Annotated in this window: 24 protein-coding genes; 19 read left to right on the top strand and 5 right to left on the bottom strand. The window is 69.2% G+C overall.

Features of this window, described 5'->3' with window-relative positions:
• The first annotated feature begins 137 nt into the window (after window positions 1-137).
• From secY to truA, 11 genes are all read left to right on the top strand, one after another.
• On the top strand, window positions 138-1,451 hold the full coding sequence (secY, locus tag ACFO6S_RS13475; protein ID WP_378417737.1) for a preprotein translocase subunit SecY: 1,314 nt from the start codon (window positions 138-140) through the stop codon (window positions 1,449-1,451).
• Complete coding sequence (locus ACFO6S_RS13470; protein ID WP_378417735.1) at window positions 1,448-1,993, top strand: adenylate kinase; 546 nt, start codon at window positions 1,448-1,450, stop codon at window positions 1,991-1,993. Before secY ends, ACFO6S_RS13470 begins: the two co-directional genes overlap by 4 nt.
• Before the next feature lie 48 nt (window positions 1,994-2,041).
• Entirely contained in the window at window positions 2,042-2,836 is a 795-nt protein-coding gene (gene map, locus ACFO6S_RS13465) for a type I methionyl aminopeptidase (protein WP_378417733.1), read from the top strand.
• A gap of 271 nt (window positions 2,837-3,107) precedes the next feature.
• Window positions 3,108-3,329 carry a translation initiation factor IF-1 gene (gene infA, locus ACFO6S_RS13460; RefSeq protein ID WP_003418601.1) on the top strand — a complete coding sequence of 74 codons (222 nt, stop codon included), beginning with the start codon at window positions 3,108-3,110 and terminating at the stop codon, window positions 3,327-3,329.
• 81 nt (window positions 3,330-3,410) lie between these two features.
• The gene (gene rpmJ / locus ACFO6S_RS13455; protein ID WP_003938068.1) at window positions 3,411-3,524 is read left to right on the top strand and encodes a 50S ribosomal protein L36; all 114 of its coding nucleotides are present in this window, start codon (window positions 3,411-3,413) and stop codon (window positions 3,522-3,524) included.
• Between the two features lie 228 nt (window positions 3,525-3,752).
• The gene (gene rpsM / locus ACFO6S_RS13450) at window positions 3,753-4,127 is read left to right on the top strand and encodes a 30S ribosomal protein S13 (RefSeq protein WP_378417731.1); all 375 of its coding nucleotides are present in this window, start codon (window positions 3,753-3,755) and stop codon (window positions 4,125-4,127) included.
• Window positions 4,127-4,540 carry a 30S ribosomal protein S11 gene (gene rpsK, locus ACFO6S_RS13445; RefSeq protein ID WP_072845918.1) on the top strand — a complete coding sequence of 138 codons (414 nt, stop codon included), beginning with the start codon at window positions 4,127-4,129 and terminating at the stop codon, window positions 4,538-4,540. The genes rpsM and rpsK overlap by 1 nt, the downstream gene beginning before the upstream one ends.
• 21 nt (window positions 4,541-4,561) lie before the next feature.
• Window positions 4,562-5,167 (top strand): 30S ribosomal protein S4, encoded by a 606-nt coding sequence (gene rpsD / locus ACFO6S_RS13440; protein WP_378417729.1) that lies wholly within the window; start codon window positions 4,562-4,564, stop codon window positions 5,165-5,167.
• Between the two features lie 115 nt (window positions 5,168-5,282).
• Window positions 5,283-6,347 (top strand): DNA-directed RNA polymerase subunit alpha, encoded by a 1,065-nt coding sequence (locus ACFO6S_RS13435; protein WP_378417825.1) that lies wholly within the window; start codon window positions 5,283-5,285, stop codon window positions 6,345-6,347.
• A gap of 34 nt (window positions 6,348-6,381) precedes the next feature.
• Window positions 6,382-6,870 (top strand): 50S ribosomal protein L17, encoded by a 489-nt coding sequence (gene rplQ / locus ACFO6S_RS13430; protein WP_378417727.1) that lies wholly within the window; start codon window positions 6,382-6,384, stop codon window positions 6,868-6,870.
• Window positions 6,871-6,893: 23 nt separating this feature from the next.
• The gene (gene truA / locus ACFO6S_RS13425) at window positions 6,894-7,748 is read left to right on the top strand and encodes a tRNA pseudouridine(38-40) synthase TruA (RefSeq protein ID WP_378417824.1); all 855 of its coding nucleotides are present in this window, start codon (window positions 6,894-6,896) and stop codon (window positions 7,746-7,748) included.
• 92 nt (window positions 7,749-7,840) lie between these two features.
• On the opposite strand, the gene ACFO6S_RS13420 is transcribed toward truA, so the two are convergent.
• A complete protein-coding gene (locus ACFO6S_RS13420) occupies window positions 7,841-8,983 on the bottom strand; it encodes an acyl-CoA dehydrogenase family protein (protein ID WP_378417725.1) in 1,143 nt (380 codons plus the stop codon).
• 58 nt (window positions 8,984-9,041) lie between these two features.
• Between ACFO6S_RS13420 and ACFO6S_RS13415 the strand changes: the two genes are divergently transcribed.
• From ACFO6S_RS13415 to ACFO6S_RS13405, 3 genes are all read left to right on the top strand, one after another.
• On the top strand, window positions 9,042-9,617 hold the full coding sequence (locus ACFO6S_RS13415; protein ID WP_378417723.1) for a TetR/AcrR family transcriptional regulator: 576 nt from the start codon (window positions 9,042-9,044) through the stop codon (window positions 9,615-9,617).
• A gap of 131 nt (window positions 9,618-9,748) precedes the next feature.
• Window positions 9,749-10,666 (top strand): Ig-like domain-containing protein, encoded by a 918-nt coding sequence (locus ACFO6S_RS13410; protein ID WP_378417721.1) that lies wholly within the window; start codon window positions 9,749-9,751, stop codon window positions 10,664-10,666.
• Window positions 10,667-10,775: 109 nt separating this feature from the next.
• The gene (locus tag ACFO6S_RS13405) at window positions 10,776-11,339 is read left to right on the top strand and encodes an NADPH-dependent FMN reductase (RefSeq protein WP_378417719.1); all 564 of its coding nucleotides are present in this window, start codon (window positions 10,776-10,778) and stop codon (window positions 11,337-11,339) included.
• Here ACFO6S_RS13405 and eccE read toward each other — a convergent pair.
• Entirely contained in the window at window positions 11,276-12,994 is a 1,719-nt protein-coding gene (gene eccE, locus ACFO6S_RS13400; RefSeq protein ID WP_378417717.1) for a type VII secretion protein EccE, read from the bottom strand. The two genes, ACFO6S_RS13405 and eccE, sit on opposite strands and share 64 nt — an antisense overlap.
• 125 nt (window positions 12,995-13,119) lie before the next feature.
• Between eccE and eccB the strand changes: the two genes are divergently transcribed.
• Window positions 13,120-14,586 carry a type VII secretion protein EccB gene (gene eccB / locus ACFO6S_RS13395; protein ID WP_378417715.1) on the top strand — a complete coding sequence of 489 codons (1,467 nt, stop codon included), beginning with the start codon at window positions 13,120-13,122 and terminating at the stop codon, window positions 14,584-14,586.
• Here eccB and mycP read toward each other — a convergent pair.
• Both mycP and eccD read right to left on the bottom strand, forming a co-directional pair.
• The gene (mycP, locus tag ACFO6S_RS13390) at window positions 14,553-15,911 is read right to left on the bottom strand and encodes a type VII secretion-associated serine protease mycosin (RefSeq protein ID WP_378417822.1); all 1,359 of its coding nucleotides are present in this window, start codon (window positions 15,909-15,911) and stop codon (window positions 14,553-14,555) included. The genes eccB and mycP overlap by 34 nt on opposite strands.
• Before the next feature lie 50 nt (window positions 15,912-15,961).
• Window positions 15,962-17,461 (bottom strand): type VII secretion integral membrane protein EccD, encoded by a 1,500-nt coding sequence (eccD, locus tag ACFO6S_RS13385; protein ID WP_378417713.1) that lies wholly within the window; start codon window positions 17,459-17,461, stop codon window positions 15,962-15,964.
• A gap of 199 nt (window positions 17,462-17,660) precedes the next feature.
• On the opposite strand from eccD, the gene eccCa reads away from it, so the two are divergent.
• The 4 genes from eccCa to ACFO6S_RS13365 all read left to right on the top strand — a co-directional run bounded on the left by eccCa (window position 17,661) and on the right by ACFO6S_RS13365 (window position 23,886).
• Entirely contained in the window at window positions 17,661-21,650 is a 3,990-nt protein-coding gene (gene eccCa, locus ACFO6S_RS13380; protein WP_378417711.1) for a type VII secretion protein EccCa, read from the top strand.
• A gap of 107 nt (window positions 21,651-21,757) precedes the next feature.
• Window positions 21,758-23,086: a type VII secretion-associated protein gene (locus ACFO6S_RS13375; protein WP_378417709.1), complete on the top strand. Its 1,329-nt coding sequence runs from the start codon at window positions 21,758-21,760 to the stop codon at window positions 23,084-23,086.
• Between the two features lie 141 nt (window positions 23,087-23,227).
• Window positions 23,228-23,542, top strand: a complete 315-nt coding sequence (locus tag ACFO6S_RS13370) for a WXG100 family type VII secretion target (RefSeq protein ID WP_378417707.1) — start codon at window positions 23,228-23,230, stop codon at window positions 23,540-23,542.
• Between the two features lie 53 nt (window positions 23,543-23,595).
• Complete coding sequence (locus ACFO6S_RS13365; RefSeq protein ID WP_378417705.1) at window positions 23,596-23,886, top strand: WXG100 family type VII secretion target; 291 nt, start codon at window positions 23,596-23,598, stop codon at window positions 23,884-23,886.
• A 111-nt stretch (window positions 23,887-23,997) separates the two neighbouring features.
• On the opposite strand, the gene ACFO6S_RS13360 is transcribed toward ACFO6S_RS13365, so the two are convergent.
• Window positions 23,998-25,143, bottom strand: coding sequence for an alkaline phosphatase family protein (locus ACFO6S_RS13360; protein ID WP_378417704.1), 1,146 nt, complete (start codon window positions 25,141-25,143; stop codon window positions 23,998-24,000).
• Between the last annotated feature and the right edge of the window lie 213 nt (window positions 25,144-25,356).

Here is a 25,356-nt window from a genome sequence, read left to right as displayed (position 1 = left end):
CGACAATGCCCGTCCGTCGAGGCACGCCAATTCGGCGATGCCGGGCTGCCTGCCCCGCCCTCACTGCTAGTGTTCTAGAGTTCAACTCGCCCGTCGAGCAAATCGCTCGCGACACCCCGTCGTGCCCAGGAGGATCTTTGCTTTCCGCCTTTGTCTCGGCCTTCAGGACGCCCGACCTGAGGCGGAAGATCCTCTTCACTCTCGGCCTGATTGCCCTGTACCGACTCGGCGCGACGTTGCCGTCGCCCGGTGTGAACTACCAGAACGTCTCGCAGTGCATCGACCAGATCTCCGGTGGTGAAACGGCGGGCATCTACTCGCTGATCAACCTGTTCTCCGGTGGCGCACTGCTGCAGCTGTCGATCTTCGCGATCGGCATCATGCCGTACATCACGGCGAGCATCATCGTGCAGTTGCTGACGGTGGTCATCCCGAGGTTCGAGGAACTCCGCAAGGAGGGCGAGTCGGGCCAGGTCAAGATGACCCAGTACACCCGCTACCTCTCGATCGCGCTCGCGATCCTCCAGTCGACCGGCATCGTCGCCCTCGCGGCGCGCGGTCAGCTGTTGCAGGGTTGCCAGCAGGAGATCATCGACGACCAGTCGATCTTCGGCCTGGTCATCATCGTGCTGGTCATGACCGCCGGCGCCGCCCTGGTGATGTGGTTCGGCGAGCTGATCACCGAGCGCGGCGTGGGCAACGGCATGTCGCTGCTGATCTTCTCGGGTATCGCATCGCGACTGCCCTCCGAGGGTGGCGCCATCCTCGACAGCCGCGGCGGCCTCGTCTTCGCCCTCGTGCTGGTGGCGGTCCTCGTACTGATCGCGGGCGTGGTGTTCGTCGAGCAGGGTCAGCGCCGCATCCCCGTGCAGTACGCCAAGCGCATGGTCGGTCGGAAGATGTACGGCGGCTCGTCGACGTACCTGCCGCTCAAGGTCAACCAGGCCGGCGTCATCCCGGTGATCTTCGCGTCCTCGCTGCTGTACCTGCCGAACCTGATCGCGCAGCTCACCGGTTCGAGCTCCGCCACGGATCCCAGCTGGTGGCAGCGGCTCATCAACGAGTACCTGGTGAACCCGTCGAACCCGGTCTACATCCTCATCTACTTCCTGCTGATCGTCTTCTTCACCTACTTCTACGTCGCGATCACCTTCAACCCCGAAGAGCGCGCGGACGAGATGAAGAAGTACGGCGGCTTCATCCCCGGCATTCGCCCGGGTCGTCCGACTGCGGACTACCTGAACTACGTGCTCAGCCGCATCACGCTGCCGGGCGCGATCTATCTCGGTCTCATCGCAGTGCTGCCGAACCTCTTCCTCTCCCAGGGGGCGTCGGGTAGCAGCATCTTCGGTGGTGCGGCGGTCCTGATTCTGGTCAGTGTCGGCCTCGACACCGTCAAGCAGATCGAGAGCCAACTCATGCAGCGCAACTACGAAGGGTTCCTCAAGTGAGACTTGTCCTCCTTGGTCCTCCCGGTGCCGGTAAGGGCACTCAGGCCGCCATCCTGTCGGAGAAGCTCGGCGTTCCGGCCATCTCGACGGGCGATCTGTTCCGCGCGAACATCGGTCAGCAGACCGCCCTCGGGCTCGAGGCGAAGAAGTACATGGACGCCGGCGACCTGGTCCCCAGCGAGATCACCAACAACATGGTCAAGGCGCGCGTCGCCGAGCCGGACGCGGTCAACGGGTTCCTTCTCGACGGTTTCCCGCGGACGGTGGACCAGGCTCTGGCTCTCGAGGACATCCTCGCCGGTCTGGGCGTCAAGCTCGACGGCGTGCTGGCCTTCGAGGTCGCCGACGACGTCGTGGTCGAGCGGATGCTCGGTCGTGGTCGTGCCGACGACACCGAGGACGTCATCCGCAACCGGATGCGGGTCTATCGTGAGGAGACCGCACCGCTGCTCGACCACTACGCCGACAGTGTCGTCACGGTCGATGCAGTCGGCGAGGTCGACGACGTCAACGCCCGCGCGCTCGCCGCGCTGGGCAAGTAGCCCGTTCGTCCGCAACCAGCAAGACAAGCAACAGGTAAGAGGTAGGTCGTGGGTTTCCGCCGCAAGAAGGTCGTCCCGTTCCGCACCGCCGGGGAACTCGACGCCATGGCGGCGGCGGGAGCCATCGTCGGTGCGACCCTGGTCGCGGTTCGGGCGGCCGCCAAGCCCGGCGTGAGCACGCTGGACCTGGACCGGATCGCCGAGCAGACCATCCGGGATGCCGGCGCGGTGCCGTCGTTCCTCGGTTACCACGGCTTCACCGGTTCGATCTGCTCTTCGGTCAACGACCGGGTGGTGCACGGGATCCCCTCCGCGGAGGACGTCCTCGTGGAGGGCGACCTGATCTCGATCGACTGCGGGGCCATTCTCGACGGCTGGCACGGCGACTCGGCATGGACCTTCGCGGTGGGGGAGTACCTCGCCGCGGATCGCGACCTCAGCGAGGCGACCCGGCTGTCGATGGATGCCGGAATCGCGGCAATGCTGCCGGGCAACCGGCTGACCGACGTCTCGCACGCGATCGAACTCGGAACCCGGGCAGCGGAGAAGGCACACGGCCGCAGCTACGGGATCGTGGACGGCTACGGCGGACACGGGATCGGCCGCGAGATGCACATGGACCCGTTCCTCGCGAACGAGGGAAAGCCGGGCAAGGGCCCCGAGCTGGTGGTCGGGTCGGTGCTGGCCATCGAGCCGATGCTCACCCTCGGCACCACCGACACCGAGGTGCTCGACGACGACTGGACCGTCGTGACCACCGACGGGTCCCGGGCGGCGCACTGGGAGCACACCGTTGCGGTGACCGAGGACGGACCGCGAATCCTCACGCTGCGCCCCGAGTAGCGCGGTAAGCCAGAAAGACAGGCACCCACGGCCGTTCCCGGTCCGTGGGTGCCTGTCTTCGTGGGTCGGCCCGTGTGGGCGACCGGCCGGCGGGCCGGGTCACATTTGTCCTGGTGGGCGAACTCCGGTAGGGTAGTCCAGTGGTGCGTCTTGCGTGCCGGTCGTCTGGGTGCCTGCGTTCACGCGTGGTGCGCACGGGAAGCCGGGTTCATCAGCGCATGGGTGCCACCGTAACGGAGATCGATGCCCACACCAACGGATCGCGGAGGATATGGCTAAGAAAGACGGAGCCATCGAGGTCGAGGGCCGCGTGGTCGAGCCGCTGCCCAATGCAATGTTTCGCATTGAGCTCGAGAACGGCCACAAGGTGCTCGCGCACATCAGCGGCAAGATGCGTCAGCACTACATTCGCATCCTGCCGGAGGACCGTGTTGTCGTAGAGCTGTCGCCCTACGACCTCTCTCGCGGCCGGATCGTTTACCGGTACAAGTAACGAAGCCTCCCCGGGACCACACCTGGCCCGGGGAGAATTATGTCCACCTGCGGTGGGCGACACACAGGAGATTAGACAGACGTGAAGGTTCAGCCGAGCGTCAAGAAGATCTGCGAGAAGTGCAAGGTGATCCGTCGTAACGGCCGGGTCATGGTGATCTGCGAGAACCTGCGTCACAAGCAGCGTCAGGGCTAACCAAACCTGCACGACTTGCGATCGGCTTGCCCGACGCAACTGACAAGAAGACCTCCCAGCACCAGCCGGCGCAACGGCCAACGGGTTTCGGCCCCGAGGCAGGCATCGGTCAACCCCCGGTACGGAGGCCGGGGCCCCACCTGAGTTTGTTGAAAGACGCTCTGAGCGATCAGAGGACACAGGGGACGGGCTGGGAGCAGACCTCCGCACACCGATAGGAAATGCCTCATGGCACGTCTCTCAGGTGTTGATCTTCCTCGCGAGAAGCGCATGGAGATCGCACTGACTTACATCTACGGCGTCGGCCGTACCCGCTCCAAGGAGATCCTCGCTGCGACCGGGGTCAACCCGGACATGCGCAGCAAGGATCTGGGTGACGAGGACCTGGCCAAGCTCCGCGAGTACATCGAGGAGTCGCTGAAGGTCGAGGGTGACCTTCGTCGCGAGGTCCAGGCGGACATCCGTCGCAAGATCGAGATCGGCTGCTACCAGGGCCTGCGCCACCGTCGTGGTCTGCCCGTGCGTGGTCAGCGCACCAAGACCAACGCGCGCACCCGCAAGGGCCCGAAGCGCACCATTGCCGGCAAGAAGAAGGCGAAGTAATGCCCCCCAAGTCTCGTAGCACCGGTCCCAAGAAGACCCAGAAGGCGCGTCGCAGGGACAAGAAGAACGTCCCGCACGGTGCAGCTCACATCAAGAGCACCTTCAACAACACGATCGTGTCCATCACGGACCCGGCCGGCAATGTCATCTCGTGGGCGTCCTCGGGACACGTGGGCTTCAAGGGCTCGCGTAAGTCCACCCCGTTCGCCGCGCAGCTGGCCGCCGAGAGCGCTGCCCGCAAGGCGCAGGAGCACGGCGTGAAGAAGGTCGACGTCTTCGTCAAGGGCCCCGGCTCGGGACGCGAGACCGCGATCCGTTCGCTGCAGGCCGCTGGCCTCGAGGTCGGCACCATCTCCGATGTCACCCCTCAGCCGCACAACGGCTGCCGTCCGCCCAAGCGGCGTCGGGTCTAGCGGGAAGGAAAGGTTTAGAAAATGGCACGTTATACCGGCCCCATCACCCGCAAGTCGCGTCGTCTGCGCGTCGACCTCGTTGGAGGCGACCAGGCGTTCGAGCGTCGTCCGTACCCGCCCGGACAGCACGGCCGCGCGCGGATCAAGGAGAGCGAGTACCTGCTCCAGCTGCAGGAGAAGCAGAAGGCTCGCTTCACCTACGGCGTCATGGAGAAGCAGTTCGTCCGCTACTACAAGGAAGCGGTGCGTCGCCCGGGTAAGACCGGCGAGAACCTGCTGCGCATCCTCGAGACCCGTCTCGACAACGTCGTGTACCGCGCCGGTCTGGCCCGTACCCGTCGTCAGGCTCGTCAGCTCGTGAACCACGGTCACCTTCTCGTGAACAACAAGAAGGTCGACATCCCCAGCTACCGCGTCTCCCAGTACGACATCATCGATGTCAAGGAGAAGTCGCTGAGCACGCTGCCGTTCCAGGTTGCGCGCGAGACCGTGGGCGACCGTCAGGTCCCCGCGTGGCTGCAGGTTGTTCCCGGCCGTCTTCGTATCCTGGTCCACCAGGAGCCGGAGCGGGCGCAGATCGTTGTTCCGCTGCAGGAACAGCTGATCGTGGAGCTGTACTCGAAGTAATGCCTTCCATTCGTGCGCCTTTCCGGTGGCTACGGCCACCGGGGAGGCGCACGAGTACCGAGGCACCCATCCATCGCGGCGTCAAATAGCGGACGCCCGTACAGGAGGAACACGAATGCTCATTTCTCAGCGACCCACGTTGACCGAAGAGGTCATCGCTGACAACCGCTCGAAGTTCGTCATCGAGCCCCTTGAGCCCGGCTTCGGGTACACCCTCGGCAACTCGCTTCGCCGCACCCTGCTGTCGTCGATCCCCGGCGCTGCTGTCACCAGCATCCGTATCGACGGCGTTCTCCACGAGTTCACCACGGTCCCCGGCGTGAAGGAAGATGTCACCGACATCATCCTGAACCTCAAGGGCCTCGTCGTGAGCTCCGAAGAGGACGAGCCGGTCACCATGTACGTCCGCAAGCAGGGCCCCGGCGCTGTGACCGCAGGCGACATCGTGCCCCCGGCCGGCGTCACGGTGAACAACCCGGATCTGCACATCGCCACCCTGAACGACAAGGGAAAGCTGGAGATCGAGCTCGTCGTCGAGCGCGGTCGCGGCTATGTCCCCGCCGTCCAGAACAAGGCGTCCGGCGCCGAGATCGGCCGTATCCCGGTCGACTCGATCTACTCGCCCGTGCTCAAGGTCACCTACAAGGTGGAGGCCACCCGCGTCGAACAGCGCACCGACTTCGATCGGCTCGTGCTGGACGTGGAAACCAAGAACTCCATCACCGCGCGGGACGCGCTCGCCTCGGCGGGCAAGACCCTGGTTGAGCTCTTCGGCCTCGCCCGTGAGCTGAACGTCGAAGCAGAAGGCATCGAGATCGGACCCTCGCCCGCCGAGGCCGATCACATCGCTTCCTTCGGACTGCCGATCGAGGACCTGGACCTGACGGTCCGTTCCTACAACTGCCTCAAGCGCGAGGGTGTTCACACCGTCGGCGAGCTGGTTGGTCGCACCGAGTCCGATCTGCTGGACATCCGCAACTTCGGTCAGAAGTCCATCGACGAGGTGAAGGTCAAGCTGCATTCGCTCGGCCTGGCACTGAAGGACAGCCCGGCTTCGTTCGATCCCAGCACCGTTGCCGGCTACGACGCCGCCACCGGGACGTGGAGCGACACGGATGCGGGCTCGTTCAACGACGCCGACGGCAACGACCAGGATTACGCCGAGACCGAACAGCTGTAGACCAGCTCTTTAGGTTCTTCACTAGGAGATTTTCATGCCCAAGCCCAAGAAGGGTGCCCGCTTCGGCGGGTCGGCTTCCCACCAGAAGGCGATCTACGCCAACCTGGCCACCGCGCTCTTCGAGCACGGTCGAATCACCACCACCGAGGCCAAGGCCAAGGCCGTCCGGCCCTACGCCGAGAAGCTCATCACGCACGCGAAGGCCGGCACGCTGGCTCACCGTCGTGAGGTGCTGAAGGTCATCCGCAACAAGGATGTCGTGCACACCCTGTTCGCGGAGATCGGTCCGTTCTACGCGGAGCGCAACGGTGGCTACACCCGCATCACCAAGACGATGCCCCGCAAGGGTGACAACGCGCCGATGGCGGTCATCGAGCTCGTCAAGGAGCAGACCGTCACCTCCGAGGCCGATCGCGCACGTCGCGTGAAGGCTTCGCAGCCGGCTGCGGTCGTCGAGGCCGAGGTCGAGACCCCCGTGGTCGAGGCCGAGGTCGTCGAGGCCGACGAGGCCAAGAAGGACTAACGCTGAACGCGTCAGAACCCTCGATCGAACCCGCCGCCCCGTTCCGGGACGGCGGGTTCGTTCGCTTTCGCCTCGACATCACCTACGACGGCACCGACTTCTCCGGCTGGGCCCGCCAGCCGGGACTCCGGACTGTGTGCGGGGTGCTCGAGGAGTCGTTGTCGACCATCCTGCGGGAGCCCGTAACGCTGACCGTTGCCGGTCGCACCGACGCGGGCGTGCATGCCAGCGGTCAGGTCGCGCACCTGGACGTGCCGGTGGCCGTCGCACCCGAGGAGCCGGCGCGCCTGGTGCGCCGGCTTGCCCGCTTCCTGCCGCCCGACGTGCGGGTCAAGGCCGTCACCGTGGTGCCTGCCGATTTCGACGCGCGATTCTCGGCGATCCGTCGGCACTACGAGTACCGGATCACCACCGCGCGGTACGGCGCCGAGCCGTTGCGGGCCCGGGACACCGTCTCGGTGCCCAAGGAACTGGACCTCGACGCGATGCGCGCGGCGTCCCGGGGGCTGCTCGGCCTGCACGACTTCGCGGCCTTCTGCCGTCGCAAGGAGAACGCGACGACGGTCCGCGAGTTGCAGCGCTTCGACTGGTCGCGCGAGGGCGACATCGTGACGGCCTTCGTCAGCGCGGACGCCTTCTGCTGGTCGATGGTGCGCAGCCTGGTCGGTGCGATGATCGCGGTTGGGGAGGGCCGTCGTACGCCGGAGTGGACGATCGCCCTGCTTCAGGAGCGGTCCCGGTCCAGCTCGGTGCTGGTCGCACCCGCGCACGGGCTTTCCCTGGTCGCCGTCGACTACCCGCCGAACGAGGAGCTCGCCGCGCGCAATGCCGCCACCCGCGAGGTGCGGACGGTGCCGGGTGGGTGCTGCGGGGACTGAGTCCCGCGCCGTCTGATCCGCCGAGCGTGCCGTTGTCGGAGCGTCGCCCTACTGCTGGCGACGCGAGGTGCACACTCGGCGGACCGTCCGGTCTAGCCGGCCAGCGACCGGGCGATCACCAGGCGCTGAATCTGGTTGGTGCCCTCGAAGATCTGGGTGATCTTGGCTTCGCGCATGTACCGCTCGACGGGGAAGTCCTGGGTGTAGCCGTAGCCGCCGAAGACCTGGACCGCGTCGGTGGTGACCTTCATGGCGGCGTCGGTGGCGACCAGCTTGGCCACGCTCGCCTGGCGCGAGTACGGCAGTCCGGCGTCGCGCCGCCGGGCCGCGTCGAGGTAGGTCGCGCGTGCGGAGTCGACGGCCGCGGCCATGTCGGCGAGCAGGAAGCCGAGCCCCTGGTGGTCGATGATCCGCTTGCCGAAGGCCTTGCGTTCCTTGGCATATGCGACGGCGTCGTCGAGCGCGCCCTGCGCTAGCCCGACCGCGACGGCGGCGATGCCGAGCCGGCCGGAGTCGAGCGCGCTGAACGCGATGGACAGGCCCTGGCCGGTCTGGCCGATCAGCCGGTCTCGATCCACGAAGGCGTCGTCGTAGTGCGCCGAGGTGGTGGGCACGGCGCGCAGGCCCATCTTCTCCTCGGGCTTGCCGAAGCTCAGGCCCTCGGTCGCGGAATCGACCAGGAAACAGGAGATTCCCCGGGGACCGTCGTCGCTGGTGCGGGCGAACAGCGTGTAGAAGTCCGCGCGCCCGCCGTTGGTGATCCAGGCCTTCGCGCCGTTGATGCGGAATCCGCCGTCGACGGCGATGGCCTTGCAGCTGAGGGCGGCGGCATCGGAGCCGGCCTGCGGCTCGGAGAGGCTGTAGGCACCGATCGTGTTGCCGCCGAGCATCTCCGGCAGCCATCTGGCCTGCTGCTCGGCGGTGCCGTGGGTGGCGAGCGCGAAGCAGGACAGGCTGTGCACGCTGGTGGCCACGGCCACCGCCGCCCAGCGGGCGGCCAACTCCTCGAGTACCTGGAGGTACACCTCGTACGGCTGACCACCACCGCCGAACTCCTCGGGGTAGGGCAGGCTGAGCAGTCCCGCGCGGCCGAGTGCGGGGAACACCCCGTCGGGGAAGGTCTCCGACTTCTCGTGCGCGTCGACCTGGGGTGCCAGCACCTTGTCCGCGAGGTCGCGGGTCAGGTCGATCAGGTCGTGCGCTTCCTGGCTGGGGAGCAGTCGTTCGACGGGCATGGAGTTCTCCTCGGCTCAATATCGGTACTGAAATCGATACTGCAGTACTGTTATGGGTATGGCAACCCATGTTCGCGGTGCTGCCCGCCGGGCGCAACTTCTCGACCAACTCAGTGCCCTGTTCCTGGCGGAGGGCTTCGCGCACCTCACCCTCGATGAACTGGCCACCCGGCTGCGGTGCTCGAAGTCCACCCTCTACGGGCTCGCGGAGAGCAAGGAGCAACTCGTGCGCGCCGCAGCGATCCACTTCTTCCGCGGTGCCACCGACCAGGTCGAGGGCCGGCTGGCCGGAGAGGCCGGCGCGCGTGACCGGATCCGGACCTACCTGGAGGCGGTCGGCGAACAGTTGCGTCCGGCGTCGAGACGATTCATGGACGACGTGGCCGCGAATGCGACGGTGCGCGAGGTCTACGAGGTCAACACAGCGTTCGCCGCACGCCGTGTGCAGGAACTGATCACCGAGGGGGTGCGGTCCGGTGAGTTCCGGGACGTGCACGCGGCGTTCGTCGCCGAGGTGGCCTCCTCGACGATGGTGCGGATCCAGCGCAGGCAGGTGTCGGCGGCGACCGGACTCGATGACGCGCAGGCCTACGGCGAACTGGCTGCCCTGCTCACCCACGGCCTGACGCCCTGACTCGCGGCCACCGGCCGGGCGCGGAAGATGGGCCGGGAGACCGATCCAGTTATCGCTTGGCTAAGGTGGGGTATTGCTCGCGCAATTCGAGCCGGTGCGCGTCGTCGCGCCGGAACCCGGGAGGAAATTTCATGTCGCACTTCGTGATGCGCAGGACGGTGGCCGTGGTCGGTGCCGCCGCGGTGGTGGCTCTCGGTCTCGGGGCCGGCGGTGGGTCCGCGGTCGCGGCTCCCGCATCGGCGACGGTGTCGAGCGACAACGTCAAGGTCACCAAGAGCGTCACGCCGGGATCCGTCGGGCGCGGCGCGACGGTGACGTACACGTCGGTCTTCGAGGTCACCAACGCCACGGACCGGCGCCTGAACAAGATCACCGACGTGCACCCGGCCGGGTTCGAGTACGTGCCGGGAAGCGCCAAGGTCACCGCGTCGGGACTGTTCACGGGTCCGTCGACGACCCCGGTGACGCCGGAGCTGGACGACGCCGGCAACAGGCTGTCGGTCTCGGGTACCTGGCTGCTGACCGATCGCCCGACCGCCTGGGACAAGGATGTGACGTTCGAGGTCACCTACCGGGTCCCGGACGCTGCCGCGGCCGGCACGTTCGACAGCGGCCTCGCGTTCGACGTGGCCACCTGGAACGCCAGCCAGGTGTTCAACCCGATGGGTGTCAACGTCAGTGTCGAGTCCCGGGACATCGCCACCGCCACCGTGCTCAGTGGGCCCGGCGCGGCGACGGTGGGAACCGCGGTGAGCCTGCAGGCCACGGTTGCGCCTGCCCCCGGTGGCGGCACCGTGCAGTTCACGGACGGCGGCACCGCGATCGGTGATCCGGTCACGGTGGTCGACGGCAGGGCAACGCTCACGCACACCTTCGACAGCGTCGGCGATCACGAGATCACTGCCGAGTTCTCGGGTTCGGACCGGCACTCCGCGTCGACGTCGAAGGCGCTGACCACCACGGTGTCGCTCACCGACGAGGGGACCGGCGGCGGGACCGGCGGCGGGACCGGATCCGCCGGTTCGCTCGGTTCGCTCTTCGCTTCCTGAGTCCGCCAACGCGCTCGCTCGACGGGTCCCCGCCACACCGTGGCGGGGACCCGTCCTGCTCTGGACCCGGCGGACCCGGGGACGGAGCGGTCGCGTGGTTCGATGGGGTGTGGCAACGGAACCGATTCGGCTGGAAGTGATCATCGGCAGTGTGCGGGAGGGCAGGTTCGCTCCCGTCGTCGCCGAGTGGTTCCTTCGCCGCGCCCGAGAGCGTCCGGAGTTCGCCACCACGGTCACCGACCTCGCCGACGTCGCGCTGCCCGCCGACCTCTCGCGCACGGCGGAGTCGGATCGGTTCCGGGACCGGATCGGTGCCGCCGAGGCGTTCGTCGTGGTGACGCCCGAGTACAACCACGGATATCCGGCGGCGCTCAAGCACGCCATCGACAGCGCCAAGGAGCAGTGGCGGGCCAAGCCGGTCGGATTCGTCTCGTACGGCGGGCTGTCCGGTGGCCTGCGGGCAACCGAGCAGTTGCGTCAGGTGGTGGCCGAGGTGCACATGGTTTCGGTCCGGCAGACGGTGAGCTTTCACCAGGCGCGCAAGCGGTTCGGCCCGGACGGGGAGAGTGACGACGGTGCCGCGATCGACGGCTCGGCTCGGCTCCTCGGTCAGCTCGCCTGGTGGGCCGAGGCGCTACGGTCGGCTCGGTCCGAGCGCGCGTACCCGGGCTGACCGGACCGAGACTCGGTCCGAGTTCGCCCGAGGAACGCGGATTCCGGCGGTACGGTGACCAGTGTCAACTCGGCCCGGGTCTGCCTCGTCCGCAACACAATTCGATCGCCGCACGACCCGGGTTGGACGACGGTGACGTCCGGCTGGTCGCGGCCGGGTGGCCCGGGCCGGTCCAGCAGCAGGATCGAGGTGACGCCCGGCCCGAGGTCGGCGGCCGGGACGCCGTCGAACAGCACCGCGTCGAATCGCGGGTCGATCCGCTGCTCATGGGTCAACCGCAGTCGGTCCGGCGCGGCCACGATGTCCACCAGCGGCTCCCAGTCCTGCGGGCGTGCGGAGCGGACCAGTACCCGCGCGCCGGTGGCGACCGCGCGCAGGACCAGCTGCCGGGCCAGGTAGGGCTCGCCGAGGACATCGACCGAGCCGATCTCGGCGCCGACGATCCGGGTTGCCAGCGCTCGGCCGTCGGCGTCGGACCCGATCAACTGCCCGCATCCGGCGGCGGGTAGCCCCAGTGCGTCGAGCCGGGACAGGTCGAATTCCTCGAAGTCCGTCAGGACGTCGAGGTGGCCGGGGGCGGCAGGCAGCGCCGACGCGAGTGCGTCGCGGTGCCGGCCCGACATCGACACCAGACCGGGCAGGTCGAGCCGTACCGGGCGGGTCGCGGTGGTGAACCGGCACGACGCGCCGATCCGCACGCTCGCCGGATCTGTCGTGGGTCGGAGCCGAAGTGCGACAGTGGTGCCCAGGCTCGGCTGTGCCCACAGGGCGGCAAGGAGTTCCGCGGTCAGTGCCCGCGGGTCGATCGAGTACCCGGTGTTGAAGGCACCCGGCAGTGGCGAGTGTGTCCACGCGCGGACGCCCGGCTCCGGCCGCGATCCGTGGCCGACCTGCAGTGCGGCGGAGTTGATCTCGGCGGCATCGAGGACCCGTGCCGGGCAGCCCGCGGCGGCGAGTGAGCGGATCGTCCGCTCGGCGATCACCGACATTGCTCGCGCGGCGCCGGCCGGGCCACCACCGCGCCGGGTGACCGCCTCCGCCTCGGCGGACGGGTCGAACCGCAGGACCAGCCACACCGTACGCAGCGCCGTGGCCGGCAGCGGCCCGATCAACTGGCCGTAGACGTCGGCGGCGGGGCTGCCCGCCGCGGTCCGGCGGCCGTGGCTGACGACGTCGATTCCGCTGAGCCGCAGGTCGTGGTGGCTCAGCGCCGCCGCGATCACGGACATCGGCAGCCGGTGGCCGGCCCCGACGGACTGCCTGGTCGGCTCGGTCACGGCGCCGACACCGGGCGTCACCTCGATGACCGCCAACAGTGCTGTGGTGCCGTCACGGGCGGTGTCGAGGTCCCAGCGGAGCCCGATCGAAGGTGCGTCGTCCTGCCGGAAGTCGTTGACGATCAACGGTATTGCGCGCGGCGGGGTGCGATAGTCCCAGGCTGCGGCAACCCAGGCGAGCAGGCAGCGTCCGCGTACCGGAGTCAGCCCCACCGCGGTGACCGCGGCGGCCACCAGTAGCCCTTGCCACCAGGTCAGCCCCGTCAGGGCGCCGACCACCGCCCCGCCCGCCGCCAGCAGCTGTGCGCACACCAGTGTGCGGGCCGATACTCGCGGCTGTACCCGCCGACTCCGCCCCCGTCGTCGAAACACGCCCATCCCCCGTTCCCCTCCGGGCATCCCCATGCGCCGGTCCCCACGACCGGCGCATTTACCCCTGCTCCGGCCGACGGTCACTGTACTGTGTGCGACGCGTCAATGTGGGCCGTCGCGGGGGAGGGACCATGGCTGCACAGCCGACCACACGCGTCCAGGTGAGCGGATACCGCTTCCTGGTACGCCGGATGGAACATGCGCTGGTGCGCAGGGACGTGCGAATGCTGCACGATCCGATGCGTAGCCAGTCGAGGGCGATGACGGTGGGGGCCGTCGTCGCGGTAGTGGGCCTGGCCGCGTGTGCCGCGCTGGCACTGGTCCGGCCGCAGGACCGGATCGGTGATGCCCCGATTGTCGTGGGCAAGGACTCCGGCGCGATGTTCGTCGCGCTCGGCGACACCCTGCACCCGGCGCTCAACCTGGCATCGGCTCGGCTGATCTCGGGTAGTTCGGCGGCCCCGGTGACGGTTAAAGAGTCCGAGCTGGGCAGCCGGCCGCGCGGGGCCCTGGTGGGCATTCCCGGTGCGCCGTCGGCGCTTCCGGACGGGGAACTCTCGTCCTGGTCGGTGTGCGACACCCTCGACGCCGGTGGCAACCGGGTGGTGAGCACCGCGGTACTCGGCGTTGACCCCGTACTCGGTGAGCAGGCGGCCGCACTCACGGACTCGCAGGCGCTGTTGGCGCGCGGAAGCGGTGGCGTCTTCCTGGTCCGGGCCGGAACGCGGAGCCGGGTCGACCTCGACGACCACGCGGTCTCGCTGGCCTTCGGGCTCGACGGCGTCGAACCGCGGCCGGTCAGCGCCGGGCTGCTCGCGGCCATCCCGGAGGCGCCGGCACTGACGCCGCCACAGATTGACGGCAGGGGAGAACTTCCGTCGTACTCGCTGGGGGGCAAGACCGTCGGCTCGGTGGTGCAGGTTCGAGGCGCGGGGGAGACCGCGTTCTACGTCCTGCTCCGCGGTGGCCTGCAGCGCGTCGGTCAGGCCACCGCAGACCTGATCCGGTACTCGGATTCGCAGGGCGATGCGGCCACCGACACCGTCACGCCGGATCTGGTGTCGCGGTTGCCGCGGTCCGAGGATCTCGCGGTGTCCAGCTTTCCCTTGGAGGCACCGGAAATCGTGGGGTCCGCAGGCAGTCCGGTCAGCTGCCTGTCCTGGAAGCCGGTTCCGGGTGCCGAAGAGGCGCCGGGTGGGTTGCGCGCGTCGATCAGTGTGATCGCAGGCAACGCGCTTCCGCTCCCGGACGGGGCCCGCCCCGTCGTTCTCGCCCAGGCCGACGGCACGGGCGAGAACGCCGACTCCGCCTACCTCCGCCCGGGCAGCGGCGGACTGGTCCACTCCACCGGTGTCACGCCGACGAGCGAACGGTCCGGAGCATTGTTCTTCGTCGCGGACACCGGCGTGCGGTTCGGCATCGAGAATGCCGAGGCGGCAAAGGCTCTCGGATTCTCCGCTCCCGGGTCCCCGGCCCCGTGGCAGATCCTCTCACTGCTTGCATCTGGACCGACCCTGGCGCGGCAGGCGGCATTCCTGGCCCACGACGGTGTGGCGCCGGACGATCATCCGGTGGCGGTGTCGGACCCCGCTCGCTGACGGATCCGGCGCAGCGGGAACGACGCAAGCAGGCCGACGCCCAGCGCCGAGCCGACCGCGATCGCCCCGAAGAGCGCGGTGGTACGGGGGCGCGGGTCCTGCGGGGCGACGGCTCCGGTGATGGCCAGTTCCCGTGACGACGGATCGGGACCGATTGGGGCCGAAGCGGTCTCGGCGGTCACTGCGGCCAGCGGGTCGACGACCCCATGGCCGACGTACGGGTTCCAGCCGTCGGCCGGCCGGTGGGCGGTCGCCTCGATCCGGTCCATCACCTGGCGGGCGGTGAGCTGTGGGTGACGCGCCCGGACCAGTGCGACGGTCCCCGCGACGTACGGTGCGGCGAAGCTGGTGCCCTGCACGGTGCCGCCGTTCCTGCCGTCGGTGACGTCGGACGCCCGCGTCCGTCGCGGATCCAGCGAGGTGATGCCGGTGCCGGGCGCTGCGACGTCCACCCATGGCCCCGGCACTGTGAACGGGGACGAGCGTCCGTCCGGGTCGACCGACCCGACGGTGAGCACCTGGTCGTCGTACCAGGCGGGGGTGGCCACGGTGACGACCGAGTCCCACGGATTCGCATGTGGTTCAGCGGGGTTCGGCGGCGGATTCGAGTTCCGGCAGGAATCCGAATCGAGATTCCCCGCCGCGGCGACCAGCACGACGTCCTTGACCCGCGATGCGTAGTCCACTGCGGCGCCCAGAGTGCCACCGTCGTCGGTACCCGCGGGCAGGCAGGCGACCTCGGAGATGTTGACAACGCTCGCGCCGAGGTCCGCGGCCCGGCGGATGGCACGCGCGAGGGTGCCGACATCGCCGGCGCCTCGCGCATTTCGTCCCTCGGCGCTCCGGCCGCCACGCACCTCCCGGTAGATGTTGCTGGACTGTCGAATTGTCAGGATGCGGGCATCCGGCGCGACCCCGGCGAACCCGGTGGAGTCGTCGCGGGCTGCGGCGATGATCCCGGCGACCAGGGTGCCGTGCGCATCGCAGTCCTCGGTACCGTCGCCGGCGGAGACGTAGTCACCGCCGGCGACCAGTCCGGGAAGCCGCTGATGCCGCGCGACCCCGGTGTCGACGACGGCGACCAACTGTCCACGCCCGGTTGTCAACGGCCACACCGACTCCAGGTCCAGTGTCCGCTGCGGGGCAGGAACCGGTGCCGGGTCGCTGACCGGCGAGGTCTCCGTACAGGGGTCGCGAAGCTCGGTGGCCAGCGGTACCGGCGGGACGTTCGGTGGCAGCCGGGACGGGTCGACGCTGGGCGGCAGCACCGCGGCTGCGATGCCGGACCCGATCAGTCCCGCGGTGGCGGTGCCCGGACCGAGCATGACGAACCCCGCCAGCACGACCGCGACCGGAGCTCGGCGGGTCCGCGCGGTCACAGCCCGCGCATCGTGGCGAAGAGGCCGGACACCCAGCAGGCCAACGGCACCACCGCGGCGATCGCCGCGTAGTCGAGGACCTCGACCCCGCGGCGCTGGACCGGCGAGAAGGAGTGCGCGGGTGCGAGCATGCCGAGGGTGAGCGAGGCACCCGCGCCCAGCACGGCGAGCGCGAACACGGCGACCGGTGGTGCGGTGCCGGCCGCGGCGGTACCGGTGAGGGCCAGCGCGAGCAGCAGGGCGCCGCCGCCGATCAGGGCGGTGGCCGGACCCAGGCTCGAGTGGCCGCGACCACGCAGCATCAGCACTGCTGCGCAGGTCGCCGCGAACGCCGTTCCGGGCCAGTAGATGCCGTCCCCGGAGAAGGCGCGTGCGGCGACCAGCGCACCGGCGACCGTGGTCAGGCTCATCGCGGCTACCAGTCCCGTGAGGTACCGGCGGGCCCGTCGGGTGCGGACCTCGAGATCCACGAACGCGGCCGGTACCCCGCCCGGGGCCGGATCCGCGAACTCCGCGGATTCCAGCGGCGCACCGGGCGAGGGGACCGGCGGCAGCGGCAGCGTTGCCAACAGGATCGACAGTCGTGGGGCGGCCGCCAGGCCGGCCAGCGCCGTTGCCGCGAGCACCGCCCCGATTGCGTGAGGTGGCTGCTCGGTCAGGGTGGCGGTGCCCGCCGCCGCGCCCAACAGGGTTGCGGCGGCAGCGGTGCCGGTGCACAGTGCCAGGCCAACCCCGCTGGCTCGGAGCGCGAGGACCGCGAAGGCCGCGCAGGTCGCGGCGCCGAGGAAGAGGTGGGCGGCACCGAGGCCGCCGGGAACCAGCAGGGCCCCGCCCGCAGCGGACATCGGCAGGGCACATCCGACGAGTGCCACGGCGGCCGCGTGATCCCGGTAGACCCGACTGAACACCGCCCCGGCGGTGGCCGCCAGGACGGCCACCGCGAGCGCGGTCAGGGCTCCGAGGATGCCGTCACCGTCGCTGCGGGCGACGAGGAGTGCGGCTGACCCGGTGCCGGTCGCGGCAGCGGCGACCACCGTGCCCATGGCGCGCGCGGAAGCCGCATCCCAGCGTCGGTAGCGTTCGGCGTCCACGGCCGCGACGTTGTGCATGAGGTCGTCGAACAGCGGGGGCGGTGCACTGCGCGCCGCGGCCGCCAGGAGCAGCATTTCGCCGTCGCGAACGCCATGTTCGGCCAGGGTCGCCGTCGCGGCCAGCGGCTCCTGGCCGATTCGGGACAGCGCCCATCGGGTGACCCCGGAGTCGTCGGCAGATTCGTCGAAAGTAGCTGCACTGTAATGAATTGTGGAGTTGTTGTGTTGGTCGAGCAGGTCGACGATCCCGGGAACGAGCATCGCCACCGGCACCTCGGTCGGCACTGCGAGATCGACCTGAGTGTGTTCGGTGCGAACCGTCAACCGGCACAGCTCGGCATTTCCGTCGGCATTTCCGCCGGTCGACGCGACGGCCGGCGAACCGGTCGAGTCAAGACTGTTCATCCTGGTCTGTCCCCCCTGGCACGCGGGTCCCCACCCGCGGTGCCCCCGCGTGGGAACACGCACGCACTCTACGACACCGGAGATTCTCGGGAATGCGGCTTTGTCGGAATTGAAATCCGCTAGCCTTCGACGTCGACGCATCGGCCCGGGGGGCGGGACGGACGTCGGCACAACGCGAAGATCATGGGGGTGGACGCGCGTGAGCACTGTGCGCTTCGTACGCAAGGCTCGGCGGGAGGAGCCGCGCACGCCGGGCGGCGAGCTCAGTCTGCAGCCGCCGCCGGAGGTGCCGAAGACGGTGCCGGGGAACCTGCTGACCAAGATGCTGCCGCTGGTGATGGTGGTCGCGATGCTCGGCATGGTGGCGCTGATGTTCACCTCGGGGATGGCGGCGAATCCGATGTCGCTGCTGTTCCCGGTGATGATGGTCGTCTCGATGCTGGGCATGCTCGGTGGCGGTCGTGGCGGCGGCAGCAGTCGGGCGGCGGAGATCGACGAGGACCGCAAGGACTACCTGCGGTACCTCGACCAACTGCGCGGCGAGGTCTACGACACCGGTGACCGGCAGCGTCGCGCGCTGGAGTGGAATCACCCGGATCCGCACCTGCTGTGGACGCTCGCCGGCACCGACCGGATGTGGGAACGACGGGGTACCGACCCCGACTACTGCCACGTGCGGGTGGGGACCGGCAGTCAGCGGTTGGCGACCAGGCTGATCGCGCCCGAGACCGGTCCGGTCGAAGACCTCGAGCCGGTCGCGGCCATCGCGCTGCGGAGGTTCGTCCGCACCCATTCGGTGGTACCCGAACTGCCCACCTCGGTGTCGCTACGTGGGTTTGCGGCGATCGGTGTGGGCGGTTCCCGGTCCGTCGCGCGCGACCTGGTGAGGTCGATGCTGTTGCAGCTGTGCACTTTCCACTCGCCAGAGCAGGTTCGGGTCGCGATTCTCTGCGGTCCCGACACGGCTGCAGAGTGGGAGTGGACCAAGTGGCTCCCGCACACGGCGAACCCGGACGTGGTCGACGGTGTCGGGGTCGGTCGCATGGTCTTCGGTTCGCTGGCCGAGCTCGACATCACCCTGCAGCCGCTGCTGGCGCTGCGGCCGGGGTACTCGCGTGGCGCGCCGGCGGTCGCGACTCTCGCCCAGGTCGTCGTCGTGCTCGATGGCGGGATCGTCGACCACGACAGTCGACTGGCCGACGGACTCGAGTCGGTCACCGTGGTGGACCTGGCCGGCATCGTGTCGTCGCTGGCTGCGACCCGTGGCATCGAACTCGTCGTCGAGGACGGATCGGTCGGCGCCCGAACCGGGTCCGGTGTCGAGACGTTTGCGGTCCCCGACGGGCTCAGCGTCGCGCAGGCGGAGACGGCCGCCCGTCGGCTGTCTCCGTTCCGGGCCACCGCCCAGCAGGGGAACGAGTCCGACACCGCGGACGGCCCGCCCGTTGCGCGCTGGCAGCACCTGCTCGGTATCGCCGACGTGGCGGAATTCGACCCGCGGTCGGCGTGGGCGCCGCGGTCGGCTCGGGACCGGCTGCGGGTGCCGATCGGTGTAGGTGCGGACGGATCGACGGTGGAGATCGACCTCAAGGAGGCGGCGGAGAACGGGATGGGCCCGCACGGCCTGTGCATCGGCGCCACCGGTTCCGGCAAGTCCGAGTTCCTGCGCACCCTGGTACTGGGCCTGATTGCCACCCACTCGCCGGAGGCCCTGAACCTGGTGTTGGTCGACTTCAAGGGAGGGGCCACCTTCCTCGGGCTCGAGCAGGCACCGCACGTCGCGACGGTGATCACCAACCTGTCCGAGGAACTGGCGTTGGTTGACCGGATGCGGGACGCGTTGGCGGGTGAGATGAACCGCCGCCAGGAGCTGCTCCGTTCGGCGGGCAATTTCACCAACGTCTCCGACTACGAGAAGGCCCGGTATGCAGGCGCCGACCTGACGCCGCTGCCCGCGTTGTTCATCGTCGTCGACGAGTTCTCCGAGCTACTCAGCCAGCAACCCGAGTTCGCGGACCTGTTCGTCGCGATCGGCAGGCTGGGGCGATCACTGCACATGCACCTGTTGCTGGCCAGTCAGCGGCTCGACGAGGGGAAGCTCCGCGGCCTGGACAGTCATCTCTCGTACCGGATCGGGCTCAAGACCTTCTCCGCCAACGAGTCCCGCGTTGTACTGGGGGTGCCCGACGCCTACCACCTGCCGGCCGCGCCGGGAGCGGGCTATCTCAAGTGCGACTCCTCGGAGATCGTGCGCTTTTCGGCGGCGTACGTGTCGGGTCCGTGCGCGGTCGGCGCCTCGGGCGCACCGATCCGGAGTCGGTCGGCCGCGGTGGACGCGCTGCCGCTGCTGTTCAGTGCGGCACCGGTACCGTTGTCGCACAGGGATATCGGTCACGGGACACCGCCTCCGTCGCCGAGGGTCGACGAGGAGTCCGGGCGCAGCGTGCTCGAGGCCGTTGTCGACCGAGTGCGTGGGCACGGGCCTGCGGCGCACCAGGTGTGGCTGCCGCCGCTGACGGATCCGCCGACGTTGGACCAGCTGCTGCCGATCCCGTCCGTGGCGGCGTCGAGATTCGGGTTCGGTGACCTACGGGCATCGATCGGCGTGGTCGACAGACCCTATGACCAGTGCCGCGCGCCGCTCGTGGTCGACCTGTCCGGCTCGCAGGGCAACGTCGCCGTTGTCGGTGGGCCGCAGTCCGGCAAGTCCACCGCGCTGCGCACGCTGATCATGTCGATGGCCCTGACGCACTCGCCACGGCAGGTGCAGTTCTACTGCCTGGACTTCGGCGGCGGCACGCTGACGGGGCTGGCAGGTCTGCCGCACGTCGGCTCGGTTGCCAATCGGCTCGACGTCGACCGGGTGCGGCGCACGGTTGCGGAGATGAGCACCGTGCTGCGGCAACGCGAGCGGCGGTTTCGTGAACTCGGCATCGACTCGATGGCCGAGTTCCGGAGGCTGCGGGAGGCCGGTGGGTCGAGTGCCGTCGGCGTCGGCAAGGACGACTTCGGTGACGTGTTCTTGGTGATCGACGGCTGGCCGGGCATCCGGCAGGACTTCGAACCGCTGGAGGCGACGATTGGCGCGATCGCCGGTCAGGGCCTGTCGTTCGGTGTGCACGTCGTGGTCACCGCGTCACGCTGGGGCGAGATCCGGCCGGCGCTCAAGGACCAGTTGGGGACCAGGATCGAACTGAGGCTCGGCGACCCGTCGGACTCGGACATGGGGAGGGCCAAGGCGTCCCGGGTGCCGGACGGCAGGCCGGGCCGGGGCATGACCCGCGAGGGCCTGCACTTGCTGACCGCACTGCCCCGGATGGACGGAGTGGCGACCAGCGCTGACCTGGTCGTCGGCGTCGTCGATGCGGTGGCGCGAGTGGTCGCCGCGTGGCCCGGTGCCGGTGCCCCACCCGTCCGGATGTTGCCGGCCAGGTGCGGACGCCCCGAAGTGCTTGCGGCGCTGCCGCAGTGGCCGCCGACTGGGCGGGACCAGCCGTGGCTGCGGATCCCGATCGGCATCGACGAGGCAGAACTGGCCCCGGCTTCCGTCGACCTCACCGACCAGTCGCACCTGCTGGTGTTCGGCGACGGTTCCTGCGGCAAGACCACGCTGTTGCGGGGGATCTGTTCGGGTCTCGTCGAATCGAACACCGCGGCTCAGGCGAAGATCGTCCTCGCCGACTACCGGCGAACCATGCTCGGTGTCGTCGAGGGCGACCACCTCGCGGGGTACGCGGCGTCGTCGACAGCACTGACCCCGATGATCGCCGAGCTTGCCGGGATCCTCGCCGGCCGGATGCCGGGCCCGGAGATCACTCCCCAGCAGATGCGTGACCGGACCTGGTGGAGCGGGCCGGAGATCTACGTCGTGGTGGACGACTACGACCTCGTTGCCACGGCCAGCGGCAACCCGCTGGCCCCGCTGCTGGACTATCTGCCGCACGCGCGTGACATCGGGCTGCATCTGGTCCTGGCGCGTCGGACCGCGGGGGCGGCCCGCGCCCTGTACGAGCCGGTGCTTGCGAGGGTCCGGGAGCTGGTACCCGTCGGTCTGGTGATGGACGGCAGCCGGGACGAGGGCGCGTTGATCGGTGCCGTCCGCGCAAGCGAGATGCCCGCGGGCCGTGGCACGCTCATCACCCGGGCCGGGTCCTCGCTGATCCAGGTTGCGTGGCTGGACGCGCTGTGAGGGCACACCGACTGCTGGGGGTGCACCTGACCGAATCCACGGTGTGGGCACGCTGCGGTGATGTTGAGTTCAACTGTCCAGCAACCGTATTCGTTGTCGAGTCGGGTATGGCGTTCGGCGAAGCGCCGCGCGGCCTCGGGCCCGCGTCCTACGAGCGGCACCCGGTGAGGTACATCGACGACCGACTTCTTGCCGTCGGCCGCGAGATGCTGGAGATGGCGGAGGTGCTCGTGGGTCTGCTTGCGCACGCGGCGGCCGGGTCCGGGTGCGCCGAGGTCGTGGACGTGGTGGTTCTCACGCACCCGGCGAACTGGGGCCGGCTCCGTCGGGACAGCCTCGCCGCAGCCGGTCGATCAGTCGGCCGCGAGGTCGTCCTGGTTCCGCTGCCGGAGGCGGTCCGCCGGGCGGTCGGTACCGGCGACGACACAGAGGTCGCGGTGCTCGACGTTGGGCGCCTGACGTCGACGCTGACCATCGGTGGATCCGCGGACTGCATCCACCTCGGTGAATGGGGATCGGCGGACATCGCCGGCCGCGCGGACGCGGGTCCGGCGGTCCGCGGATCTGAGGGCGATTCAGCGGCGCCGCTGCGCGAGGCATGCCAGGCATGGCCGCCGTGGGTGCTGGTGACCGGTGAACTGTCCACGCACGATCGACAGGTGCTGCGCAAGGCCCTGGATTCCGCGGGCAGCCCGGCCACCGTCGTGCGCGCGGTCACTGGTTCGCAGGTGGTGGCGGGTGCGCTGGCGTTGGCCCGGGAGCGGCGGCCCACGACCCCGCCGGAATCACCGTCGCCGGGTGCCGCCGAGTTCGTTCCCCCGAGACGTCGGTGGCTGCGGATCGGGGCGGGTGTGTCGGTAGGTTCGGCGCTCGTGGCACTCGCCGCCGCGGCGGTCGTCGTGGGGTTGAGTCCGGAGTCGCCGCATCCAGAGACGCCGTCGCCGTCGCCGTCGCCGTCGCCGCCGTTGTCGGTGCCGGCGGCCGTCGGTGTTGCGGTGCCCGAGCCCGTCGAGCGGTCGAACACGGGCCGGGTGGCCGTCCCGGTGCCGCCGGGGTGGGGCGAGCGCGCCGAGGGGCGTCGCGAGGATCGGCTCGAGTTCGTTCGCGACGACGGTGCCCCGGCACGGATCCTGGTGGTGCAGAAGGAACTCGAGCCGGGGGCTGACCTCGATGCCGTCGCCGATGCGTTGCGGCGGCGGATTGCGCAGCGGCCCGGCATCTTTCGGGATTTTGGCCTAGAGGAGTCAGGTGGGCGAGAGCTGCTGACCTATCGCGAGGTCCCCGATCCGGACTCGGAGGTGCGCTGGCGGGTTCTTGTCGTCGACGGGTTGCAGGTCAGCATCGGATGCCAGACGACGATCGATCGATGGCCGGACCTCGTCGAGCCGTGTGAGCAGGTGATTCGTTCGGTGGCGGTGACGGTCGACCGGCCGTGACGGCGGGTGCACGAAGTAGTCGGGGCCTCGGCGGAACCGAACCGCACTCGCACCGCGTCCAACCCTGTGTAGGCGCGGTCCGAGCCAGGTCCACCCGGACCCGAACCCCTTGGACACGGGACGAGAAGTGAGGAGTGGGGCATGAGCGGTCAGATGAGGACCACGACGGAAACGATGGAGTCCGCGTCGCGGCACGTCGGTGATGTGAACGTGGACATCCAGGCGCAGCTGTCGTCGCTGCAGGGCAGGCTCGCTGCGGTCAACGGTGCCTGGGAGGGCGCGGCGAAGGTCGCCTTCGACAACCTGATGGCTCGTTGGGATTCCAGCGCCAAGCGGCTCAACGAGTCGCTGCTTGCGATCAGCGAGAACATCCGGGCCAACGGCGTCGCATACGCGGCGGCGCAGGACGACCACACCAGCGCTATCAGCGGCGCCGGCGGCGGCCTGAACATCTGAGTCCGCGCCCTTGGGCGCAGGCCAACTTCGATTCACATTGTGTAGGGGGAGACATGAGCGGAACCATGCGTTACACGTTCGGGGCCATCGACGGCGCCCGGGCGGACATCGCCGCAAGCAGCGGCAACATCAACGGCAAGTTGGCGGACCTCAAGAGCTACCTCGCACCGTTGGTCGCCGAGTGGGAGGGGACGGCATCGGAGGCCTATCAGGCCCAGCAGGCCAAGTGGGACACCGCGGCGAACGACTTGAACATGGTGCTCGAGGCGATCGGCCGCGCGGTTGGTGCCGGCAACGACGACATGAACGCGACCAACAACAGCGCGGCGGCCAGCTGGAGCTGACACGCGACGCGGAGTCCGCGTACATCAACGGGTAAGCCCCCGGTGGAGGAGAGCCGCCGGGGGCTTACCCGGGTCGGCACCCGCCGCCGACCGGTACTCCCGACGCGGTTCTCAACGCCGGAAGGTCAGCAACGGCACGTGCAGTTCCGCCGAGGTGAGCGAGCCGTGGTGTCCGATCAACCTGGACTGCAGCGGCTCCGCGGCGGTCCGGATCAGCGCCCCGGTGTCTCGGGCCAGCGCGATCACGTCACCGATTCGGCGGTGGGCCGCAGGGGTCACGACCGGGCCGAACCACCCGTTGGCGATCGCATCCGCGCGGGTGAGCACTTCGTAGTCCTCGCCGAACCGGTCCCGCCAGCGGGCCGCAACGCCGGCCGCGGCACCGTCGTCGGTGTAGACGTGGCGGGCCCGCGGCTCGCCGCCGATCAGCCGGACACCGTCGTGCAGTTCGGGGAGGGCGTCGAGGTCGACGGGCGACCGCACGTCCACCATGCCGTGGTCGGCGGTCACGATCAGCGCCGCGTCGGCGGGGAGTCGATCCGCGAGCTGTCGGACCAGCAGGTCCACCTGCGCGAGCTCGAGCGCCCAGGCCTCCGAGCAGGCGCCGCGCGCGTGCCCGGTCAGGTCGAGTTCGCCGTGATAGGCGTAGACGAGAGTGCGCTCCGCCGCGCGCAACGCGGTGGCCGCACCGTCGACCAGATCGCCCATCGAGAAGCTCGGCACAAAGGTGCCACCTCGCAGCACGGCGCGGGTCAGGCCCGACTCGTACTGGTACGGCGGGCCCACCCGGGTCACGGTGATGCCGTGTTGTGCTGCCCGCTCGAATGCGGTGGGGGTGGGCTGGAACTGCTCGGGGACGAGTTCCTGGAGCAGGTCGACGCGGGGGCCGGCGCCGTGCAGTCGCCATTTGAGCGGATTCATCAGGCGGTCCTGGCCCTCGGCCGCGATCAGGTAGCCGACCACCCCGTGCTCGCCGGACGGCAGTCCGGTGCCGATCGAGGAGAGGCTCGTCGAGGTGGTGGTGGGGAAGCCGGCAGTCAGGTGCCGGCCGGCCGACTGGGACAGGAACGGTGCCTGGCGGGGGTGTGCCGCAAGGAGTTCTGCGCCGAGCCCGTCCACGAGGAGGACACAGACCCGGGAGATGCCGTCCAGGTCGAGACCGATTCGGTCGGTCTCGCCGGGAACGTCCAGGTACGCGAGTGCGGAGGGGATCAGGTCTGCCAACGAGGCCTGCCCGTACCGAGGTGCGAGGAGCATGGTGACCACGATATCTGCGGATCTGGTCGGCATGTTGGCTTCCACGGGCAGTGGCGACGTCCTGACCAGGCGATTTGCCTATCCGTTCACGGTCACGTAACTTTTGTCGAGTCAGAGCGACACGGACACCGACCCGGACCGAGAGGCACGGGACACGAGGTTGGACGTAAGAGCCTGGTAAATCCGAAGTCACACCATCATGTATGGTTGTGC

It is taken from the genome of Rhodococcus kronopolitis, assembly GCF_042654025.1.
GTDB classification, from domain to species: Bacteria; Actinomycetota; Actinomycetes; order Mycobacteriales; family Mycobacteriaceae; genus Rhodococcus_G; species Rhodococcus_G kronopolitis.
Note: the sequence above shows the minus strand (reverse complement) of the source record. Positions and strands in the feature narration are given on the sequence as shown.

Bases quoted from the DNA above. Each gene is read 5' to 3' on its own strand.
- infA (WP_003418601.1), top strand. From the start codon at position 3,108: ATGGCTAAGAAAGACGGAGCCATCGAGGTCGAGGGCCGCGTGGTCGAG.
- rpsM (WP_378417731.1), top strand. From the start codon at position 3,753: ATGGCACGTCTCTCAGGTGTTGATCTTCCTCGCGAGAAGCGCATGGAG.
- rpsK (WP_072845918.1), top strand. From the start codon at position 4,127: ATGCCCCCCAAGTCTCGTAGCACCGGTCCCAAGAAGACCCAGAAGGCG.
- rpsD (WP_378417729.1), top strand. From the start codon at position 4,562: ATGGCACGTTATACCGGCCCCATCACCCGCAAGTCGCGTCGTCTGCGC.
- ACFO6S_RS13435 (WP_378417825.1), top strand. From the start codon at position 5,283: ATGCTCATTTCTCAGCGACCCACGTTGACCGAAGAGGTCATCGCTGAC.
- rplQ (WP_378417727.1), top strand. From the start codon at position 6,382: ATGCCCAAGCCCAAGAAGGGTGCCCGCTTCGGCGGGTCGGCTTCCCAC.
- ACFO6S_RS13420 (WP_378417725.1), bottom strand. From the start codon at position 8,983: ATGCCCGTCGAACGACTGCTCCCCAGCCAGGAAGCGCACGACCTGATC.
- ACFO6S_RS13415 (WP_378417723.1), top strand. From the start codon at position 9,042: ATGGCAACCCATGTTCGCGGTGCTGCCCGCCGGGCGCAACTTCTCGAC.
- ACFO6S_RS13410 (WP_378417721.1), top strand. From the start codon at position 9,749: ATGTCGCACTTCGTGATGCGCAGGACGGTGGCCGTGGTCGGTGCCGCC.
- eccE (WP_378417717.1), bottom strand. From the start codon at position 12,994: ATGGGCGTGTTTCGACGACGGGGGCGGAGTCGGCGGGTACAGCCGCGA.
- eccB (WP_378417715.1), top strand. From the start codon at position 13,120: ATGGCTGCACAGCCGACCACACGCGTCCAGGTGAGCGGATACCGCTTC.
- mycP (WP_378417822.1), bottom strand. From the start codon at position 15,911: ATGCTCGGTCCGGGCACCGCCACCGCGGGACTGATCGGGTCCGGCATC.
- eccD (WP_378417713.1), bottom strand. From the start codon at position 17,461: ATGAACAGTCTTGACTCGACCGGTTCGCCGGCCGTCGCGTCGACCGGC.
- ACFO6S_RS13375 (WP_378417709.1), top strand. From the start codon at position 21,758: ATGGCGTTCGGCGAAGCGCCGCGCGGCCTCGGGCCCGCGTCCTACGAG.
- ACFO6S_RS13370 (WP_378417707.1), top strand. From the start codon at position 23,228: ATGAGCGGTCAGATGAGGACCACGACGGAAACGATGGAGTCCGCGTCG.
- ACFO6S_RS13365 (WP_378417705.1), top strand. From the start codon at position 23,596: ATGAGCGGAACCATGCGTTACACGTTCGGGGCCATCGACGGCGCCCGG.
- ACFO6S_RS13360 (WP_378417704.1), bottom strand. From the start codon at position 25,143: ATGCTCCTCGCACCTCGGTACGGGCAGGCCTCGTTGGCAGACCTGATC.